General features: G+C 71.2%; 15 protein-coding genes. 4 read left to right on the top strand and 11 right to left on the bottom strand.

Annotated elements, in window-relative coordinates:
- Window positions 1-44 precede the first annotated feature (44 nt).
- Window positions 45-1034 (bottom strand): pyridoxal-phosphate dependent enzyme, encoded by a 990-nt coding sequence (locus tag ACZ5WE_RS31220; RefSeq protein ID WP_467688136.1) that lies wholly within the window; start codon window positions 1032-1034, stop codon window positions 45-47.
- 141 nt (window positions 1035-1175) lie between these two features.
- Between ACZ5WE_RS31220 and ACZ5WE_RS31225 the strand changes: the two genes are divergently transcribed.
- On the top strand, window positions 1176-2150 hold the full coding sequence (locus ACZ5WE_RS31225) for a GHMP family kinase ATP-binding protein (RefSeq protein WP_467688134.1): 975 nt from the start codon (window positions 1176-1178) through the stop codon (window positions 2148-2150).
- Between the two features lie 36 nt (window positions 2151-2186).
- On the opposite strand, the gene rbsD is transcribed toward ACZ5WE_RS31225, so the two are convergent.
- From rbsD to ACZ5WE_RS31270, 9 genes are all read right to left on the bottom strand, one after another.
- A complete protein-coding gene (gene rbsD, locus ACZ5WE_RS31230) occupies window positions 2187-2576 on the bottom strand; it encodes a D-ribose pyranase (RefSeq protein ID WP_467688132.1) in 390 nt (129 codons plus the stop codon).
- Window positions 2573-3562, bottom strand: a complete 990-nt coding sequence (locus tag ACZ5WE_RS31235; protein ID WP_467688130.1) for a ribokinase — start codon at window positions 3560-3562, stop codon at window positions 2573-2575. The genes rbsD and ACZ5WE_RS31235 overlap by 4 nt, the downstream gene beginning before the upstream one ends.
- 593 nt (window positions 3563-4155) lie before the next feature.
- On the bottom strand, window positions 4156-6102 hold the full coding sequence (locus ACZ5WE_RS31240) for an ABC transporter permease/substrate-binding protein (RefSeq protein ID WP_467688128.1): 1947 nt from the start codon (window positions 6100-6102) through the stop codon (window positions 4156-4158).
- Window positions 6092-7681: a sugar ABC transporter ATP-binding protein gene (locus ACZ5WE_RS31245; RefSeq protein ID WP_467688126.1), complete on the bottom strand. Its 1590-nt coding sequence runs from the start codon at window positions 7679-7681 to the stop codon at window positions 6092-6094. The genes ACZ5WE_RS31240 and ACZ5WE_RS31245 overlap by 11 nt, the downstream gene beginning before the upstream one ends.
- A complete protein-coding gene (locus ACZ5WE_RS31250; RefSeq protein ID WP_467688125.1) occupies window positions 7678-8694 on the bottom strand; it encodes a LacI family DNA-binding transcriptional regulator in 1017 nt (338 codons plus the stop codon). The genes ACZ5WE_RS31245 and ACZ5WE_RS31250 overlap by 4 nt, the downstream gene beginning before the upstream one ends.
- A gap of 160 nt (window positions 8695-8854) precedes the next feature.
- Window positions 8855-10129: a DUF1266 domain-containing protein gene (locus tag ACZ5WE_RS31255; protein ID WP_467688123.1), complete on the bottom strand. Its 1275-nt coding sequence runs from the start codon at window positions 10127-10129 to the stop codon at window positions 8855-8857.
- A 76-nt stretch (window positions 10130-10205) separates the two neighbouring features.
- Window positions 10206-11477, bottom strand: coding sequence for a cytochrome P450 (locus ACZ5WE_RS31260; protein ID WP_467688121.1), 1272 nt, complete (start codon window positions 11475-11477; stop codon window positions 10206-10208).
- Entirely contained in the window at window positions 11474-12286 is an 813-nt protein-coding gene (locus ACZ5WE_RS31265) for an alpha/beta fold hydrolase (RefSeq protein WP_467688565.1), read from the bottom strand. The genes ACZ5WE_RS31260 and ACZ5WE_RS31265 overlap by 4 nt, the downstream gene beginning before the upstream one ends.
- A 161-nt stretch (window positions 12287-12447) precedes the next feature.
- A complete protein-coding gene (locus tag ACZ5WE_RS31270; protein WP_467688119.1) occupies window positions 12448-13668 on the bottom strand; it encodes a hypothetical protein in 1221 nt (406 codons plus the stop codon).
- Window positions 13669-13910: 242 nt separating this feature from the next.
- On the opposite strand from ACZ5WE_RS31270, the gene phsA reads away from it, so the two are divergent.
- From phsA to ACZ5WE_RS31285, 3 genes are all read left to right on the top strand, one after another.
- Window positions 13911-15815 carry an O-aminophenol oxidase PhsA gene (gene phsA / locus ACZ5WE_RS31275; RefSeq protein WP_467688117.1) on the top strand — a complete coding sequence of 635 codons (1905 nt, stop codon included), beginning with the start codon at window positions 13911-13913 and terminating at the stop codon, window positions 15813-15815.
- 146 nt (window positions 15816-15961) lie between these two features.
- Window positions 15962-16747, top strand: coding sequence for a PDZ domain-containing protein (locus ACZ5WE_RS31280; RefSeq protein WP_467688115.1), 786 nt, complete (start codon window positions 15962-15964; stop codon window positions 16745-16747).
- Window positions 16748-16959: 212 nt separating this feature from the next.
- Complete coding sequence (locus ACZ5WE_RS31285) at window positions 16960-18084, top strand: M24 family metallopeptidase (protein WP_467688563.1); 1125 nt, start codon at window positions 16960-16962, stop codon at window positions 18082-18084.
- A 49-nt stretch (window positions 18085-18133) separates the two neighbouring features.
- Here ACZ5WE_RS31285 and treZ read toward each other — a convergent pair whose 3' ends face one another.
- Window positions 18134-19879 (bottom strand): malto-oligosyltrehalose trehalohydrolase, encoded by a 1746-nt coding sequence (gene treZ / locus ACZ5WE_RS31290; RefSeq protein WP_467688113.1) that lies wholly within the window; start codon window positions 19877-19879, stop codon window positions 18134-18136.
- Window positions 19880-19943: the final 64 nt, after the last annotated feature.

Below are 19943 nucleotides of genomic sequence, written 5' to 3' on the forward strand. Positions count from 1 at the left end.
TCAAGGTGGTGGGTGGACGCGTAGGGGGTGGTGCCGCTGTGCTGTCAGGGAAGGACGGGCCAGGAAGTGGTCGACCAGGGATGCCTCAGCTCGTCGAGCGAGGTGATCTCGTGCGGCTTCAGGGTGTCGATGTCCGGCGCCTGAGCGTGTTGCGCGTAGGCGCTCTCGACATAGCGATGACCCGTGTCCGCCGCGATGAAGACGTACGTACGGGAATCGTCGCGGCGCTGTTCCCAGAGCGTGGTCAGATAGGCGGCGCCGGTGGAAAGACCGGCGAAGATTCCGCTGGTCCGCAGGAGCGAGACCGCGCCGGACACCGCGCAGTCGAAATTCACCCAGTGCACGCGGTCGTAGGCCTCGTGCCGGACGTTCTGGAATTCGATGGCGCTGCCGATCCCGGCGATGATCATGTCCGGATCGGCCACATGCTCCGAACCGAAGGTGACGCTGCCGAAAGGCTGCACGCCGACGAGTGACACATCGCGGCCGGCCTCCCGCAGATATCCGGCGATGGCGCCGGTCGAGGCCCCCGAGCCGACCCCGCCCACCAGGGCGAGCGGACCCCCGGGCACCTCGGCGTCGATCGTCTCGGCCACGTCGCGATAGCCGAGATAGTGAATGCTGTCGTGGTACTGCCGCATCCAGTGGTACGAGGGATTGGCCTCGAGTATCTCCGCGATGCGTCGCACTCTCAGCTCCTGGTCGAGCCGGAGATTCCTGGACGGCCGCACCTGTTCCAGCGTGGCGCCGAGAATGTCCAGCTGGACGCGCAAGGTGCGGTCCACCGTCGTGGAACCCACGATGTGGCATTTCATGCCATAGCGGTGACAGGCGAGCGCCAGGGCTTGCGCGTAGATACCGCTGGAACTGTCGATAAGGGTGTCGCCGGGTTTCACGGCGCCGGAATCAAGAAGGTGACGGACCGCTCCCAGGGCCGAATAGATCTTCATCGTCTCGAACCGGAGACAGACCAAGTCCGGTTCCAGGGATATGAGATCGGGTTTCTTCACTGCTTCGGCTATGTGGTCGTGCACGTCTGCCCCCTGTGTGTCCTGAGTGTCCCTGCGTCGGTCGCCGAGCCGAGAGCATCACACTAGATGAAAATGATTGTCAAGACGGATAGAGTTGTGGCAGCCTGTGGGCGCTGGAGGTGTCGGGACGTCGGGAGGAGAACTGTGAAGCTGTCCCAGGAGGCCGGGCCGAGGCCCCGCCCGGTGGGTGCGGGAGCAGCCGGAACCGGAGTGGGTACCGCCTTCGGGACCTTCGGTGAGCTGCTTCAGGGTGTGCTGCCTGAGGAGGACGGGGACTTCCTGGTGACGTTGCCCGTCGCGCGGTGGACGATGGCCACCTACCGGCGGGAGCCCGGCTTCCAAGACGTGACGGTCCGGCCCGCCGGTAAGAGCAAGGCGCTCCAACTGGCCCGTACGATCGGCGAGTTGGCGCAGCGGCAGACCGGCGTACCGTCAACCGGGGGGACTCTTCGCGTCAACAGCGTCATCCCCGAGGGCAAGGGCCTGGCCAGCTCGTCGGCCGACCTGGTCGCGACCGCGCGGGCGGTCGGGCAGGCGCTGGGTGTCGCGATGCCGCCGGCCCGGATCGAGCGGCTGCTCGCGGACATCGAGCCCACGGACGGGGTGCTCTACCCGGCGATCGTGGCCTTCCACCACCGCACCGTGCGCCTGCGCGGCATCCTTGGATCGCTCCCGGTCATGGCCGTGGTGGGGATCGACGAGGGCGGTTCGGTCGACACGGTCGACTTCAACCGTATCCCCAAGCCGTTCACCCTGGCCGACCGCCATGAGTACGCGCGTCTGCTCGACCGCCTCGCGTGCGCCGTCCGCCGCCGCGACCTGGCGGAGGTCGGCAGGGTCGCGACCCGCAGCGCGCAGATGAACCAACTCCTGCGCCACAAGTGGACGTTGGAGCCGATGCGGGAGATCTGCCGGGAGGTCGGCGGGCTGGGCGTCGCCGTCGCGCACAGCGGTACGACGCTGGGCATCCTGCTCGACACCGGCGACCCCTCGTACACGCAGCGGGTCAGCGCGGCGGCGCAGGCGTGCGGGGAGCTGATGGGCGGACGGCTGGAGGGCGGGGTGACGGTGTACCGGACGCTGAGTTTTCCCGGCGGCGCCGGGGTTGCCCCGGGGTAGGCGGGCGTGTCCCGGGGTAGGCGGGCGTAGCCTCGTCTAGAAGAACACCCCGCACCTCAGCAGCACGTTCGCGTACGGCGTGGCCTCGCCGGTGCGTACCACCAGGCGGGCCTCGGCCGTGCGGCGCTTGAGCTCCTCGTGCGGGATCAGGGTGAGGGGCGTGACGCGGGAGGACAGGAGCCCGGCCGTCGCCGGACTGGCCTCCCGGACCTCCGTCGCCGCCGTTCCGCCCTCCGTCACCAGCTCGGCCAGCAGCCCGTCCAGTACCTCCGCGAAGGACGGGACACCCGCCCGGAACGCCAGGTCGACGACCCGGGGCCCGGGCGGGATGGGCATGCCCGCGTCGCAGATCAGGACCGTGTCCCCGTGGCCCAACTCGGCGAGCGCACCGGAGAGATGACGGTTGATGATGCCGGTCTTCTTCATGCGGACGGTACCTCGTGGGTCGTCGGTACCTCGTCGGTCGTCGGTACCTCGTGGGTCGTCGGTACTTCGTCCGCCGTCGGGTACGACTCCTGCGCGCCCTGCCGGGTGACCGAAGCGGCCCCGACGCGCGCCGCGTACGCCGCAGCCGTCGGGAGGTCCTCGCCCAGGCCGAGGCGCCAGGCCAGGGCCGCCGTGAACGCGTCGCCCGCGCCGGTCGTGTCCACCGCGTCCACCTTCGGGCTCGGCACCGTGACGGGGGAGCCGCTGCCGTCCGCCGTCAGTGCCCCCTCCGCTCCCAGGGTGATCACCACCGAGCGGGGGCCGAGGGCGAGGAGCTCGCGTGCCCAGTCCTCGGGAAGGTCCGAGGACGGCTCGCCCAGGATGTAGCGCGCCTCGTGCTCGTTCACCACCAACGGGTCGCATGCCGCGAGGACTTCGCCCGGCAGCGGTGCCGGTGGCGAGGGGTTGAGGACGAAGCGGGCCGTGGCCGGCAGGGTGCGTACGAGTTCCGTCACCGAGTCGATGGGTACCTCCAGCTGCGTCGAGATCACCCGGGACGCGGCGAGCAGGCTGCCCGCCGCGCGGATGTCGTCGGGTGTCAGCCGGGCGTTGGCCCCCGGCGAGACCACGATGCTGTTGTCGCCCGACGGATCGACGGTGATCAGCGCGACACCCGTGGGGGCCCCGCCGACCAGGACGCCGACCGTGTCCGCGCCCGCCGCGCGCTGCGAGTCGAGCAGGAGCCGGCCATGGACGTCGTCACCGACCCGCGCGAGCAGGGCGGTACGGGCGCCCAGACGGGCCGCCGCGACCGACTGGTTCGCGCCCTTGCCACCGGGATGCGTGGCGAGGTCGGAGCCGAGGACCGTCTCGCCGGGGGCGGGGCGGCGCTCGACGCCGATCACCAGGTCGGCGTTGGCCGACCCGACGACCAGGAGGTCGTAGGTGGCGTCGTCATGGGAGTGGGCGCGTGCGTGATCGTGCATCTGTGGATCCAGCTCCTGCTCGTACGGGGTGCGGTGACGGGGGGGTGGGGGTGCTGCCGGGGTGGGACGACCGTGGTGGGGTGTCGGGGTGGGACGACCGTGGTGGGGTGTCGGGGCACGGCGACTCGCGCCCGGCAACCGGATACCGGCGCCCGGGCGACCGGCGACCCGTGCCCGGGCGTCCGGGTGCGGTGTCGGGGCACGGCGATCCGCGCCCGGCAGCCGGAGAAGGTGCCCGGGCGACCTGCGACCGGCGACCCGTGCCCGGGCGTCCGGGTGCGGTGTCGGGGCACGGCGAACCGCGCCCGGCAGCCGGAGACCGGTGCCCGGGCGACCGGCGACCGGCCACCTGCGACCCGTGCCCGGGCGTCCCGCGACCGGCGACCGGCGTCCCGCGACCGGCGACCGGCGACCGGCAACCTGCGACCCGTGCCCGGGCGACCCGCGCCCGCGACCGGCGACCCGCGACCCGCGTTTGCCGAGCGCCGGGTCGCGGTGGCGGGGAAACGGTGTCGCGGGGCGCGGTGCCGGCGCCCCGCGCTCGGCGACTCGGCGGGGTTGTGCCGGCGCGGAGGCGACGGGCAAGTGTGCCGTCAGGAGAAGTCCGCCGCGTTCTTCTTCGTGACCACCTTCACCGGGACCTTCACCATCGAGTCGACCTCCTTGCCGCGCATCGCCTTCACCGCGTTCTGTACGGCGATCCTGCCCAGCTCCTTCGGCTGCTGGGCCACGGACGCGTACAGCGTGCCCGCCTCAACGGCCTTGAGTCCGTCTGGAGTTCCGTCGAAGCCGACCACCGATACCGACTTGCCCGCCTTGCCGCCGAGCGCCTTGGCGGCGCCGAGGGCCATCTCGTCGTTCTCGGCGAAGACGCCGTTGACGCCGGGGTTGGACTGGATCAGGTTCGTCATGACGTCCAGGCCCTTGGTGCGGTCGAAGTCCGCGGGCTGGGAGGCGACGACCTTGATGCCGGGGTACTCCTTGATGCCTTCGGCGAAGCCCTTGCCCCGCTCGCGGCTCGCCGACGTGCCCGCGACGCCCTGCAGCGTGACGATCCTGCCCTTGCCGCCCAGCTTCTCCGCGAGGGTCTTCGCGGCGAGCTTGCCGCCCGCGACGTTGTCCGAGGCGACGAGCGTCGCCGCCTTGGCCTTGTTGACGCCTCGGTCGGCGGCGATCACCGGGATGTCCGACTTGTTGGCGCCGCGCACCGCCGGGCCCACCGCGTCCGAGTCGACCGGGTTGACGATGATCGACTTCATGCCTTCGCCGGTGAAGTTCTGCAGCTGGTTGGTCTGCTGCGAGGCGTCGTTCTGGGCGTCCGTGACCGTGAGGTCGATGCCTGCCTTCTTGGCCTCCGCCTGCGCGCCCTCCTTCATCTGCACGAAGAAGGGGTTGTTGAGGGTGGAGAGCGACATGCCGATCTTCGTCGACGTACCGGACGAACCGTTGTTGAAGAAGGAGACGGCGCCCACGACGGCCGCCACCAGTACGGCCGCGATCCCGAGCTTCAGTACCTGCGGCCCCTTCTTCCCGCCGCCGACTGCCGCGCCGGTCGACGCGCCGGGGGTCGCCCCCGCCTTGCGGCGCAACGTGTCGAGGAGAACGGCCAGCGCGATGACGACGCCGATCACGACCTGCTGCCAGAAGGCGGACACCGAAAGGAGGTTGAGGCCGTTGCGCAGGACCGCCAGGATCAGCGCGCCGATCAGGGTGCCGGACGCCTTGCCGACGCCGCCCGCCAGGCTCGCGCCGCCGATGACGACCGCCGCGATCGCGTCCAGCTCGTAACCCTGCGCGGCCTGCGGCTGCGCGGAGACCAGGCGGGAGGCGAGAACGATACCCGCGACGGCGGCGAAGAGGCCGGACAGGCCGTAGATGACGAGCTTCTGCCGCTTCACGCGCAGGCCGGAGAGGCGGGCCGCCTCTTCGTTGCCGCCGATCGCGTACATGGAACGGCCGATGTACGTACGGCCCAGGATGAGCGCCGTGACCAGACCCATCGCGATCATCACGATGACCGGGACCGGCAGCCAGCCGCCGATGGTGTCACCGAGGTTGGAGACCGAGTCCGGGAACGGGATCGGGCTGCCCTGCGAGATGACCAGGGAGAGGCCGCGGGCCACCGACAGCATCGCCAACGTCGCGATGAACGGCGGGAGTTTGCCGTACGAGACGAGCAGGCCGTTGACGAATCCGCACGCTATGCCGGTGCCGACGGCGAAGATGACCGCGAGCCAGACCGGCATGCCTTCGGACGTCGCCGACCAGGCGAGGACCGTCGCGGAGAGCGCGGCCACCGATCCGACCGACAGGTCGATGCCCGCCGAGACGATGACGAACGTGACGCCGAACGCGAGGATCGCGGTGACGGCGGCCTGCACGCCCACATTGAGCAGGTTCTGGGTGGTGAGGAAGTCGCCGGAGAGCAGCGACATCGCCACCAGGAGGACGACCAGGGCGCTCAGCGCGCCGTTGTCGAGCAGCACGCGGCGCAGACCGGTGGCGCCACCCGCGTTGCTCTTCAGCGTTTCAGTGGCCACGGGAGGCCTCCCCTTCGGTTGCGTCGTTCTGTGTCGCTGCCGACACGTCTGTTGGTGCGGTGGTGCTGACGGCCAGCGCCATCACCGCGTCCTGCGTCGCCTCGTCCGCCGCGAGTTCGCCCGCGATGCGGCCCTGCGCCATGACGAGCACGCGGTCGCTCATGCCGAGGACCTCGGGCAGATCGCTGGAGATCATCAGGACCGCGTGCCCGGAGGCCGTCAGTTCGTTGATGAGCTGGTAGATCTCGACCTTCGCGCCCACGTCGATGCCGCGCGTCGGCTCGTCGAGGATGAGGACCAAGGCGCCGGCGAGCAGCCACTTGCCGATGACGACCTTCTGCTGGTTGCCGCCGGATAGCGTGCGCACGTGCTGGCCGAGCCCGGCCATCCGCACGCCGAGCTGCTCGGCGATCCTGGCGGCCGCGACCCGCTGCCCCTTGAGGTCCACGAGCCCGGAGCGCGTAGCCGAACGCAGCGTCACCAGGCCGAGGTTCTCCTGCACGGAGGCGTCGAGCAGCAGCCCTTGCCCCTTGCGGTCCTCCGGCACGAGGCCGATGCCCGCGCCCATCGCGGCGATCACGTCATGCCGGGGCAGACGCTCACCGCGTACGTCGACGGAGCCCGCGTCGTACCGATCGGCGCCGAAGACGGCACGCGCCACCTCGGTGCGTCCCGCGCCGACGAGCCCCGCGAGGCCGACGACCTCTCCGGCCCGCACCTCGAAGCTGACGTCGTGGAAGACTCCGTCCCGGGTGAGCCCCTTCACCGTGAGCAACTCGCCCCCGGCGTCGGGGCGTTCACGCGGATACTGCTGCTCGATGCTGCGGCCCACCATGAGGCGTACCAGCTCGTCCTCCGCCGTCGACGCGGGCACCTGGTCGACGCTGCGGCCGTCGCGCAGGACGGTCACGCGGTCGCCGAGTGCGGCGATCTCTTCGAGATGGTGGGTGATGAAGACGACTCCGACGCCGTCCGCGCGCAACTGCCGCACGATCGCGAAGAGTTTGTCGACCTCCTCGCTCGTCAGGACGGCCGTCGGCTCGTCCATGATCAGGACGCGGGCCTGAAGGCTGAGCGCCTTGGCGATCTCCACCATCTGGAGCCTGGCGATGCCGAGTTCGCGGACCTTGGCGCGCGGAGACACCTGGACGCCGACCCGCTTCAGGAGGTCCTCGGCGGCCGACTCCATCGCCTTGCGGTCGATCATTCCGAAGCGGCGCGGTTGGCGGCCCAGGAAGATGTTCTCCGCGACGGTGAGGTCGGGTACGAGGTTGAACTCCTGGTAGATCGTGGCGATGCCGAGCCGCTCGGCGTCCTGCGCGCCGTGGATGCGGGTTTCCTTCCCGTCCACGAGGATGCGGCCGCTGTCGGGGCGGTAGGCGCCGGAGAGCATCTTGATGAGCGTGCTCTTGCCCGCGCCGTTCTCGCCGAGCAGGACATGCACCTCACCGCGGCGCAGGTCGAAGTCGACGGAGTCGAGCGCGACGACGCCGGGGAAGGTCTTGCGTATCCCTTCGATCCGCAGCAACTCGTCGGGGCTGCGGTCGGCGCCGCGCGGCAACTCGTCTGCGGTACTCACGTGTTGCTCCTCCGGTCGGTGGGTGACTCGCCGCAGGAGCGGCGTACGACGAGACGGGCGGGCAGGGTGACGGATGTGGGGCGCCTGCCCTCGATCAGGTCGACCAAGGCCTGTACGGCGGCCCGGCCCAGGTCGCCGGTCGGCTGGGCGATGGCGGTGATCGGCGGGTCGGTGTGCACGAACCACGGGATGTCGTCGAAGGCGGCGAGCGCGATGTCGTGCGGCACGCGGAGGCCGCGTGCGCGGATCGCGTCGAGCGCGCCGAGCGCCATCAGGTTGTCCGCGGCGAAGATGGCGTGGGGCGGCTCGGGCAGCGCGAGGAACCGCTCGGTGGCGCGGCGCCCGCTGTCGGCCTGGAAGTCGCCCTGCCCGATGTAGTCGGCGGGCAGCGGAAGCCCGTACGCGCCGAGTGCGTCGCGGAAGGCGTCGACGCGCTCGCTGCCGGTGGTGGTGGCCGCGGGCCCGGCGATGATCGCGAGCCTGCGGTGGCCGACGGCGTGCAGGTGGGCGACAAGGTCACGGACGGCTTCGCGGCCGTCGGCGCGGACGACGGGGACGTCCGCGCCCGGGATCCAGCGGTCCACGAAGACCATCGGGGTGCTGGAGCGCGCGGTGTCGAGCATCAGCGGGGAGCCGCCGTCGGTGGGGGAGACCAGGAGTCCGTCGATCCGCCGGTCCAGGAGCGTGCGCACGTGGTGGTCCTGCAGTTCGGGCCGCTCGTCGGCGTTGCCGATGATCACGCTGTAGCCGAGTGCGCGGGCCGCCTCCTCGACGGAGCGGGCCAGGGCCGTGAAGTACGGGTTCAGTACGTCGCTGATGACCAGGCCGAGGGTGCGGGTCTGGTCTGTGCGCAGGGAGCGGGCGACGGCGTTCGGGCGGTAGCCGAGGCTCTCTATCGCGGCGATGACGCGGGCGCGGGCGGCCGGGCTGACCGAGGGGTGACTGTTCAGGACGCGCGAGACCGTGGCGACGGATACGCCTGCCTCGGCCGCGACGTCCTTGATGCTCGCCATCGCCGGTCCACCTCCTTGTGGAATCGATTACACGGAGGATTGGAATCGATTACACGGGTGGGTGGCAAGACCCTGGTGGGTCAGCGAGACCAGATTGTGATGCGGGGCGCTCAGGTGAGCGGGGCGGTCAAGGGCGCCGCCCCCCCGGGTCGCTACCGGATCACTGGAACGGCACCGTCAGCCACGGACTGTCCGGATCCGAGACCAGCTCGCGGTGCGCCTGGAGCACCGTCGTGTACCAGTCGCCGAACTGCTCCTCGTCGAAGTGGAGGCAGCGCCCGAGGACGTAGCCCGCGGAGAACTCCTCCCACGAGGTGTACGCCGACCGGGCCGCGTGGCTCGCGCGCTCGATGGACGCCTCCAGCTCCGCATGGGTCGCGTACCGGGCGCCGCGCCCCCAGCGGGCCATCTTCGACGCGCGCCCGATGTCCCAGGCCGCGAGGGTGCGGACATGACCGTCGGGCGGCAGGAGCTCGTCGGCGCGGAAGCGGGACTCGTATCGGATGATCTTGCCGACGAGGCCGCGCAGCGCGGCGACGAAGTCGTCCAGGTCGGGGTCGTCGCCCGGCTTGTGCGCGACGTTATGGCCGCCGGTCTCGGCCATGCGGTTGCGGATCGTCACCTCCACGCACTGGCGCCACTGCTCGGGGTCCACGCGCGGGCCGAACTGCTCGATCAGTGACGTACGGGCGCCGAGGACGAAGTCCCAGTACCACGGGCTGACTTCACGGTTCAGGAGGCGCTCCTGCACATCGAGCCAGTCCTCGCGGCTGCCCACGCCCCACCACTGCGCGAGGCGCTCCACCTCCGAGTTGTAGCCCGCGCCGTGCCAGTCCAGGGTGTTCCAGGCGTCGCCGTTGGCGAAGCAGAGGTGGGCGCCGCAGGCCAGGCCGTGCAGCAGGGTGGGGGACTCCGGGGCGCCGGTGCGGCGGGTGTCGATGCGGTCGTGCAGACGCCCGTCGACGTAGAGGTCCTCGTGCAGGTCCGCCCAGACGTCCCGTTCCTCCTCGGTCGTCAGAAAGAACTGCTGGCAGGGCGTGGCCGCGTTGACGACCAATAGGTCGATGTCGTCGGGCAGTTCGGCGGCGAGCGTGCCGAGCGTGACGAACTCGTACACCACCTCGGGGTGCGGCCGGGGGAGCAGCCCGACGGTGTACATCTGGGCGAACCGGCGGCCGTCGGGGAGGTCGACGGTGAGGACCGGGCGCTCGGTCGCACCCGGTTCGATGCCGGCCGCCGCCACCGGGCGGTACAGGCCGGTGACGGCTATCGCCCGCAGGTAGGTGTACCCGTCGTCGGCCTCGCACAGTTCGTACAGGTGCTCTTCGAGATCGGCGGGGGCCTGCCAGGGCGTGCCGTCATCGGGGGCCTCGGCGCTCGGGAAGATGTCGTCGTGGTTCTCGTCCTCGGCTGCGGGGACGGCTGCGCCGTGCATGCGGGAGTCTCCGTGGTCGGTGGCGCGCGGAGCGGGCGCGCGGGGTTCGCGGTGGATCTTGAACCGTATCGGATGGCTAACGCGCCATCGGCACGTGGACCGGCACCGACTTGAGCCCGTTGATGAAGTTGGAGACAAGGCGCCGCGGCGGACCGGCCGGTTCCGGGTGCGCGGGCCACGCGGACCGGAACTCCTCGTAGAGAACGCGGAGTTGGAGTCGGGCGAAGTGTGCGCCCAGGCAGACGTGCGGGCCATCGCCGAAGGAGACATGAGGGTTGGGGGAGCGGGAGAGGTCCAGGCGGTGCGGGTCCGCGAAGACGCGTTCGTCGTGGTTGGCCGAAGCGTGGAAGACCACCACCTTGTCCCCGGCGCGAATGGTCCGGTTCGCCAGGATGGTGTCCTTGGCGGCTGTCCGGCGGAAGGTGAGGACGGGAGGATGATGGCGCAGCAGTTCCTCCACGGTGGTGGCGATCGGTGCGTCGCCCTCGCGGAAGCGGCGGTACTCGTCCGGGTGCTCGGCGAACGCGAGGAGGCCGCCGGGCGCCGCGCCGCGCACGGTGTCGTTGCCCGCGACGGTGAGCAGGAAGAAGAACATCTCCAGCTCGGGGGCGGTCAGTTCGGGGTCGGTCGCCAGGGTGGTCATGATGTCGTCAGCGGGTACGCGGCGCTTGTGTGCCGCGAGGTCCTGCGCGTAACCGAACATGTCGCGCAGCATCGCCGGTGAGCGTGGGTTGACCGGCTTGCCGTCAGGGCCGAGCGTCAACGCCCCCGCCTCGTCGGGGTCCTGGTAACCGATCACGCGCTGGGTCCAGTGCAGCAGCAGGCCGCGGTCGCTCTCGGGAACGCCGAGGAGGTCGGCGAGGTTGAGCAGTGCGTAGTCGTCGGTGACGGCGGAGACGAGATCGCAGGTGCCGTCGGAGTCACCGGCCCGGTCCGCTGCCGTCGCGAGCAGGGTGCGGGCCCGGTGGCGTACCAGGGACTCGAAGCGTTCCACGCGCCGGGGCGTGAACGCGCGGCTCACCATCCGCCGTAACCTGCCGTGCTCTGAGGGATCCTGATTGAGCATCATGCGCCGGATGAACGGCAGGTCATCCGGGGCGGGGTCGCGGATCTGCGTGGCACCCAGGTACGACGAGTACGTGGCGGAGTCCCTGAGCACGCGTACGACGTCCGTGTGCCGGGTCACCGCCCAGAAGCCCGGCCCCGCGGGCCAGTCGAGCACGCGGGGCTCGCTCTGCCAGGCGACGGGGCACCGGTCGCGGAGTGCGCGGTAGCGGTCGTGCGGGATCCCGGCCGCGTACTGCCTGGGGTCGAACACGTCGGGGACGGAGGTCAGTTCGGTGCTCACGAAGGGCTGTCTCCACTCACACGGCCACTCTCGCCGTCCTTGCGCAGGAAGTCCTCCACGGCGCGGATGAGGGCGAGCGGAGTCTCGTCCATCGCGTAGTGGCCCGCCTGGCTGAGTTCGGCGAGTTCGGCACGCGCGTACCAGCGCAGCCAGGTCCGGCGCATCAGGTCCGCCCCCAGCGCGGGATCGAGCGCCCCGACCACCGCGAGCGCCGGCACCGTCGAGCCCTCGATCCGGTCGTGGAAGTCCTCGCCCGCCCAGGAGTCGAGCCAGGCACGGAAGGCCTTCGCGTCGCTGACGTCCAGTGAGCGTTGCACCATGCGGTCGAGCCAGGCCGCGGGCCGTGTGCCGCCGGTGGTGGCATCGATGATCGCGCGGCGGTTCCCCGGCCGCCGGTCGGCCTCGGCGAACAACTCCCACTGCTCCGGCGGTAGTTCGAGGCCGGAGGCGGGCACGGGCGAGACGCCGACCAACCTGCGGACCCGGTGCGGTGCGATCGCGAGGACCCGCTGGCCGACGCTGCCGCCCATGGAATGGCCGATCAGCGAGAAGCGGTCCCAGCCGAGGAGGTCCGCCAGGGCGACGACGTCGGCGGCCCCCTCGGAGGTCGTGTAGGCGCCGGCGGCGTCCTTCGCCTCCCCATATCCGCGCAGATCGACCACCGCGTACTGGAACGACGCGAGGTCGAGGTCCGCGAGCACCGGTGCGTACGCCGAGCGGTCGGCGAACCAGCCGTGCACGGCGATCACTTTGTGGGGGCCGTCGCCCAGGAGCGTGTGGGGGAGTGGGAAGGACGGGGAGGAGGCCATGTCGACTCCGATCACCTTGCGGAAGGCACCTTGAGGAAGGCACCTTGGAAGGCGCCCTGCGGAGGGCCGTTCGTGGCGGCCCGGGACCACGTTGGACCCAACCCCTCGGCGCCGCAAGGGTGCGCCGCGTCGGGGCGGCAACCGCACCGGTGCGGGGAAACCTACGATTCCGCCGCCGTGGCGTCCACAGCCTTCCGCTCCAGCTCCGCCAGCCGCGCGTCGGCGGTCACCCGGCCCTGATCGGTGTCCTGCAGCGAACGGAGCAGACGCTGCGCCCGTATCGCCTGGGTGTAGTCCCCAAGGAGCTCCAACTCGTCGCGCAGCACCGCTAGTTGTGCTCGGTCAGGGCCGGTGTCGTCAAGCTCGCGGATCAGATAGGCGCGGGCCGGCTCCAGCATCCCCTGCCCCCGCGCGAGCTCCAGCCAGGTGGATTCCGGTTCGTCGTCGGGGTCCACTCCATAGTTGGACCCATCGAACGAGCGCGCCCACTCGCGCACTTGACCGGCCTCCTGCGGAAGCCCGGCCAGGCCGCACCAGGTGTCGTACGTCGTCTCATGGACCTCACGCAGCAGCGGCAGGTCCTCGGCCAGGCCGTGGAGCCCCACGAGAACTACGGCTAGCCGCAGTTCGTCGGACATGGAGGCGTCCGCCTCGTGCTTGAGGAGGTGGCGCAGGAGGGTGTGGTCGGTGTTCCGCCGGTCGTACTGCGCGGCGCGGAGCACCGCCACCCTGCGCGCGCGGTTCTGGGCCACGCCGTCCCAGACCGTGCGGTCGCCCGTCCGCAGCAGGGCCAGGTCGGTGCGGCCCTTGGCGAGCACCTGCTCCCACAGGGGCGGGCGGGGGTGGGGGTCGAGGCGCTTGTACGCCAGGTGCTCGCCGGCGTTGAGCAGCAGGTGGTCCGGTTCGGTGCGCAGGAGCGCCGCGTGCAGTCGCGCGACGAGCTGCACGGGGGAGCACTCCGGGAGTCCGAGCGCGGCCCGCAGCTCGGTGCGGCGCTCGTCGAGATCGGGCACGCAGTCCTCGCGGAAGTCGCCCTCCGTGTCCGCGATCTCGGCGAGTATCCGCGCCTCGCCGTCGGTCGGCGACAGGCCCACGTAGTCATGCCAGCCGGGCAGGCCGACGAGGATCTCCAGGGCTTCGTCCACGCTGTCCCCGATGGTCCCGGCGGACCCCTCGGAATCGGCATACAGCACGGAACCGTCCCCGCACACGAAATACGTGCCCCCGGAATCGTCCCCCGCCACCGGCTCCAGCGGGCCGCCCGACGCGAGGCGGACCTCTTCGACGTGGTCCGTACGGGACAGGTCGAATGCGAAAGGGAACGCGGCCAGCTCGGCCAGACGCGGGTCCTGTCGCAGCAGACGGAGTGCACGTTCGGTCATGCTCCGAAAGTAACAGCGGTCACTGACAGCAGACCCACAACAGGACTACCCGATTCCCTATGCGCTTTCCGATACTTTTACTGCGGAATGGGGGATTCGCGGAACTGTGCCGGGGCGCCGGGAGTCTTCTGATGTGAGAGGGCGGCCACTGACCGGGCTGCCCAACTGGCCTCAGGGCAGGGGTATTCGGCTCCAGGGCTGAGGTCATTGCATTTGCATTGATCAACACGGGGGTGTTCATCTTGACCGACATCATTGAGCGCATCACGGAGCGCCTGGCGGGGACGCCGACGGGGGAATCGGCGGGGGAGTTGACGCCGTACGTCACGCCGTTGCCGGTGCCGCCGGTCCTGCGGCCGGACTCCGTCGACGTACGCGACGAGACCGATGTGCCCGCGGAGACCGAGATCGCGCTGCGGCCGGCCTGGATCCGCCTGCACCCGCAGCTGCCGCCGACCCTGATGTGGGGGTACGAAGGTCGCGTGCCGGGGCCGACGATCGAGGTGCGGCGCGGCAGGCGCGTCCGCATCGCGTGGACCAACCGCATCCCGAAGGGCGCCGAGTACCCCGTCACCTCCGTAGAGGTGCCGCAGGCCGTCCCGAGTCCCGCCACCCTGCCGGGGCGCGCGGGTGTCGAGCCGAACAAGGACGTGGCCGCGCTGCCGGCCTGGTCGGTGACGCACCTGCACGGCGCGCAGACCGGCGGCGGCAATGACGGCTGGGCGGACAACGCGGTGGGGTTCGGCGACGCGCAGCTCTCCGAGTACCCGAACGACCACCAGGCGGTGCAGTGGTGGTATCACGACCACGCCATGAACATCACCCGCTGGAACGTCCAGGCGGGGCTGTACGGCACGTATCTGGTGCGCGACGACGAAGAGGAAGCGCTCCATCTCCCCTGCGGGGAGCGGGAGATCCCGCTGCTGCTCGCCGACCGGAACCTGGACACGGACGAGGACGGACGCCTGAACGGCCGCCTGCTGCACAAGACCGTCATCGTCCAGGCCAAGAACCCCGAGACGGGCAAGCCGGTCTCGCTGCCCTTCACGGGTCCGTACAGCACGGTGAACGGCCGCATCTGGCCGTACGCGGACGTCGACGCGGCCTGGCACCGGTTCCGCCTGGTGAACGCGTCGAACGCCCGCATCTACGACCTCGTCCTCGTCGACGAGGACAACAACCCCGTGCGGGGCCTCATGCACCAGATCGGCAGCGACGGCGGCCTGTTGCCGCGTCCCGTGCCGGTCGACTTCGACGAGGAACTGCCCACGCTCACCGTCGCCCCGGCCGAGCGGATGGACCTCCTGATCGACTTCCGTGCCCTCGCGGGCAAGCGGGTGCGTCTGGTGAACAAGGGCCGCGGCCAGGCTCCCGGTGTGCCGGACCCGGCGAACGACGTGCGCTATCCGCAGGTCATGGAGTTCCGTGTGCGGGACACCGAGGCCGAGGACTCCTTCTCGCTCCCGGAGATCCTCTCGGGCTCGTTCCGCCCGCTGAGCCATGACGTCGAGCACGGCCACCGCCTGATCGTCCTGACGCCGCCCGCCACGAAGGGCGGCGGAGGACACCCGGAGATCTGGGAAATGGCCGAGATCAAGGACGCCGGCGACATCCGGGTCCCGACCGAGGGAGTCATCCAGCTGCGGGGCGCCGACGGCAAGACCAAGACCTACCGCAGGACCGCCCGCACCTTCAACGACGGTCTCGGCTTCACCATCGCCGAGGGCAGCCACGAACAGTGGAGCTTCCTGAACCTCGCGGTGAACCCACCGGTGACCCACCCCATGCACATCCACCTGGCGGACTTCCAGCTCCTCGGCCGCGACGCGTACGACACGTCGGGCTTCGACGTCACGGTGGGCGGCACCCTGGCGCCGATCGCCTTCGACCCGAAGAGGGAGATCCCCCTCGCACCGAACGAGCGGGGCTGGAAGGACGTCTTCCTGGTCCCCGGTGGCCAACTGCTGCGCGTGATGGGCAAGTTCGACGGGGCATACGGCCGTTTCATGTACCACTGCCACCTCCTGGAGCACGAGGACATGGGCATGATGCGCCCCTTCGTGGTCATGCCGAAGGAGGCCCTGAAGTTCGACCACGGGGCGGGGCACGGCGGCCATGACGGGGGCCACGGCGGAGGCGGCCACTAGGGAGGACGCACGGGCTGACGGGGCCCCAGAGGGACGGTCGGGCAGCGGAGAGTGACCCCGCCGTGGAGGCCGTACACCTGGACGTCACTCGTTCGTGAATCGTCGCGCCGGGTCACGCCGGGTAGTTCTGTGGCCGGAGGTGAGCCATGGAACAGACTGCGTTGCGTCCCAAGCCGATGCCCGGACAGGATCCCGGCCCGGGCGGCAGGTTCGGCCGAGGCGGCGGATTCGGGGCCGGCCGGAGGTTCGGCATCGGGCGGAAGGCCCGTGCCGGGCGGTCACCCGGCACGGGCCGCAGAGCCGGGTCCGGCCGCCGCCCGCACGCCGCGCGGCGGCGCGGACGGAGGCTGGTCACTCTGCTCTTCGGGCTGCTCTTCTCGGCCGTCCTTGTACTGACGGGGGTGGGTCTGGGTACCGTCAGCGCCACGGTCATAGGCATGAGCAAGCTCGCCGACATGCAGAAACAGGCGCAGCAGCAGGCACAGAAGCAGGCCCAGGGCGGCGCCAAGGGGCAGGGCGACGCCAAGGGGCAGGGCGGGCAGACGTCACCGGTCGGGCCTGCGGGACCCGGCGGTCCTGCCGCTCCGGGCACGGCGTCCGAGCCCGCCGCCCCGCCGAAGCAGTCGGGGAAGGAGCCCGACAAGGCCGGGGAGCGCACCGCCGCGCGCCCCACGCTCGGCGTGGAGGCCGTCGACGCCCCCAGGGGCCCGGGCGCCCTGCTCGTCGGCGTGCACAGCCCGGGTCCTGGCCACACCGCCGGTCTCGTACGCGGCGACGTACTGCTCGCCTTCGGCAAGACCCGCGTCACCTCGGCCAAGGCCCTGGCGGCGGCGGTCGCCGCCGCTGTCCCGGGGAGGAACGTCACGGTGACCGTCCGCCACGCGAGCGGAGGGCGGCAGTCCCTGTCGGTGACGCCGGGCTTCGTGACGTGAGGGGCCGCCGGGCTTCGTGACGTGGGGTGCCGTGGGGTGCCGACGGGACGGGGGCCGCCGCAATTGGCTCGCGCACGCGCCGGCGCAGGGGCAGGATCGGCACTACCGGCACCGCGCCGTAGCGCCGGTCGCCGATCGCCGTACCGCCGTGCACGCCGCAGCGAGCAGCCCTGGAGGCCCCCATGACCGGCAGCCCCATGACCGGCAGCCCCATGACCGGCACACCCGCGCCCTTCACCGCCGACGACTACAAGGCCCGCATGGACCGCGCCGCGGCCGGCGCGGCGGACGCGGGGCTCGCCGGACTGCTGGTCGCGCCGGGCCCCGACATGGTCTGGCTCACCGGCTACGCGCCGACCGCCGCCACCGAGCGCCTCACCGTCCTCGTGCTCGCCGCGGGCCAGGAACCGGTGCTCGTGGTGCCCACCCTGGAGGCCCCGGACGCGGAACTGGCCGCGGGCGCGAGCGCGCTCTCCCTGCGGGACTGGACCGACGGCAAGGACCCCTACGCCGCGACCGCGCCGCTCCTGGACGTCGACGGCCGTTTCGGCATCAGTGACAACTCCTGGGCCATGCATCTCCTCGGCTTCCAGAAGGAGCTGCCGAACACCTCCTACGTGTCCCTCACCGAAGCGCTCCCCATGCTGCGCGCCGTCAAGGACGCCGCCGAGCTCGAGCGCCTCGCGGCGGCCGGTGCCGCCGCGGACTCCGCGTACGAAGAGATCAGGAAGGTCCCCTTCGCGGGCCGCAAGGAGACCGACATCGCCGCCGATCTCGCCGATCTGCTGCGGCGGTTCGGGCACTCCCAGGTCGACTTCACCGTCGTCGGCTCGGGACCGAACGGCGCCAACCCGCACCACGAGGCGAGCGCTCGGGTCATCGAAAACGGCGACATGGTCGTCCTGGACTTCGGCGGCCTGCTGCACGGCTACGGCTCGGACACCTCGCGCACGGTGCACGTGGGGGAGCCCGGCGCCGAGGAGCAGCGGGTCCACGACATCGTGCGCGAGGCACAGGAGGCGGGCTGTGGCGCGGTACGGCCCGGTGCCGCCTGCCAGGACGTCGACAGGGCGGCGCGGGCGGTGATCACCGAGGCCGGGTACGGCGAGCACTTCATCCACCGCACCGGGCACGGCATCGGCGTCACCACCCACGAGCCGCCCTACATGATCGAGGGCGAGGAGCTGCCGCTCGTGCCCGGCATGTGCTTCTCCGTGGAGCCCGGCATCTATCTGCCGGGCCGCTTCGGAGTGCGCATCGAGGACATAGTGACGGTCACCGGGGAGGGCGTGCGACGCCTCAACTCCACGCCGCGCGAGCTTGCGATCGTCAACTGACCGTCCCCGTAGACCTCATGTGGGCGTCCCGTGGGCAGCCCCCGCAGGCTCATGGCGTCGCGAGCACCGCGCACGACTCGGCGGGCAGCCGCAGCAGTCCGTCCGCGCCGGGCGCGGTGACCGGCTCCCACGCCGCGAGCACCCGTGCGCCACGGCCGCCCAGCGGGACGTCGACCGTCTCCTTGCCGATGTTCACCGCGATCCGCAGGTCACCGCGCCGGACCGCGAACCAGCGCTTCTCCTCGTCGTACGCGACTCGCAGCGCCGCCAGATCAGGGTCGAGGAGGTCGCCGCGGGCGCGGCGCAGGGCGATCAGCTCGCGGTGCCAGGCGAGCACGCGCGCGTGGGGGTCGGTCAGGGGCTCGGCCCAGTCGAGGCAGGAGCGGTCCCTGGTGGCCGGGTCCTGCGGATCAGGAATGTCTCCCTCGGCCCACCCGTGTGCCGCGAACTCCCGCCGCCTGCCGCGGCGTACGGCCTCCGCGAGTTCGGGATCGGTGTGGTCGGTGAAGAACTGCCAAGGCGTCGCGGCCCCCCACTCCTCGCCCATGAACAGCATCGGCGTGAACGGCCCGGTGAGGGTGAGCGCGGCGGCACAGGCGAGCAGGCCGGGGGAGAGGGTGGCGGAGAGCCGGTCTCCTTGCGCGCGATTGCCGATCTGGTCGTGGGTCTGCGTGTAGCCGAGGAAGCGGAACGCGGGCGTCCGTGCGCGGTCCACGGGGCGGCCGTGCCGGCGCCCCCGGAAGGTCGAGTACGTCCCGTCGTGGAAGAAGCCGCCTGTCAGCGTCTTGGCGAGGGCGGCGAAGGGGGCGTGGGTGAAGTCTTCGTAGTAGCCGCTTGCTTCACCGGTGAGCGTGGCGTGCAGCGCGTGGTGGAAGTCGTCGTTCCACTGCGCGTGCAGGCCGAGACCGCCCTTCGCGCGCGGAGTGACGACGCGCGGATCGCCCTGGTCGGACTCGGCGATCAGCGAGAGCGGTCTGCCGAGCTCGTCGGCCAGCTCGTCCACGGCCGCCGAGAGCTCTTCCAGGAAGTGGCACGCGCGCGTGTCCCGCAGCGCGTGCACCGCGTCCAGGCGCAGGCCGTCCAGGCGGTAGTCGCGCAGCCAGGCGAGCGCGCTGCCGACCAGATACGCGCGCACCTCGTCCGAGCCGGGGGCGTCGAGGTTGACCGCGGCGCCCCACGGAGTCTGGTGGGTCTCCGTGAAGTAGGGCCCGAACGCGGGAAGATGATTGCCGGATGGGCCGAGGTGGTTGTGGACGACGTCGAGGACGACTCCGATGCCGTGCGCGTGCGCGGCATCGACAAATCGTTTCAGCGCTTCAGGGCCGCCGTACGGCTCGTGCACGGCCCACAGGGAGACACCCTCGTACCCCCAGCCGTGCCGGCCGGGGAAAGGACAGAGCGGCATCAGCTCCACATGGGTGACGCCGAGCTCGGCGAGGTGGCCGAGCCGCCCCGCCGCCGAGTCGAGCGTGCCGTCCGGTGTGTACGTCCCCACGTGCAGCTCGTACAGGACAGCGTCCCGCACTCCGCGCCCCGCCCAGGGCGCGCGCCACGCGTACCGGTCGTGGTCGACGACGGCGCTGAGCCCGTCGGGGCCGTCCGGCTGGCGCCGCGAGCGGGGATCGGGCAGTACGGGTCCTTCGTCGAGCGAGAAGCCGTACCGCGCCCCGTCGGCGGCGTCCGCCCGCACCGTCCACCACCCGGCCCGGCCGTCGGCGCGCTCCATCGCCCGCCTGGCACCCTCGCACTGCAGTGCGACGCGCTCGGCCTCAGGTGCCCACACATCGAACTCCACCGACAGTTCCCCCTTGTCCGCTATCCGCTGTCCTGGGTTCCATCGTGCTGCAGAAGTGATCGGT

The sequence above is a fragment of the Streptomyces sp. NPDC033180 genome, from assembly GCF_055577645.1.

Coding starts and splice junctions, on each gene's coding strand:
- rbsD (WP_467688132.1), bottom strand. CDS start 2,576: ATGAAGAAGACCGGCATCATCAACCGTCATCTCTCCGGTGCGCTCGCC.
- ACZ5WE_RS31235 (WP_467688130.1), bottom strand. CDS start 3,562: ATGCACGATCACGCACGCGCCCACTCCCATGACGACGCCACCTACGAC.
- ACZ5WE_RS31250 (WP_467688125.1), bottom strand. CDS start 8,694: ATGGCGAGCATCAAGGACGTCGCGGCCGAGGCAGGCGTATCCGTCGCC.
- ACZ5WE_RS31255 (WP_467688123.1), bottom strand. CDS start 10,129: ATGCACGGCGCAGCCGTCCCCGCAGCCGAGGACGAGAACCACGACGAC.
- ACZ5WE_RS31265 (WP_467688565.1), bottom strand. CDS start 12,286: ATGGCCTCCTCCCCGTCCTTCCCACTCCCCCACACGCTCCTGGGCGAC.
- ACZ5WE_RS31270 (WP_467688119.1), bottom strand. CDS start 13,668: ATGACCGAACGTGCACTCCGTCTGCTGCGACAGGACCCGCGTCTGGCC.
- ACZ5WE_RS31280 (WP_467688115.1), top strand. CDS start 15,962: ATGGAACAGACTGCGTTGCGTCCCAAGCCGATGCCCGGACAGGATCCC.
- ACZ5WE_RS31285 (WP_467688563.1), top strand. CDS start 16,960: ATGACCGGCACACCCGCGCCCTTCACCGCCGACGACTACAAGGCCCGC.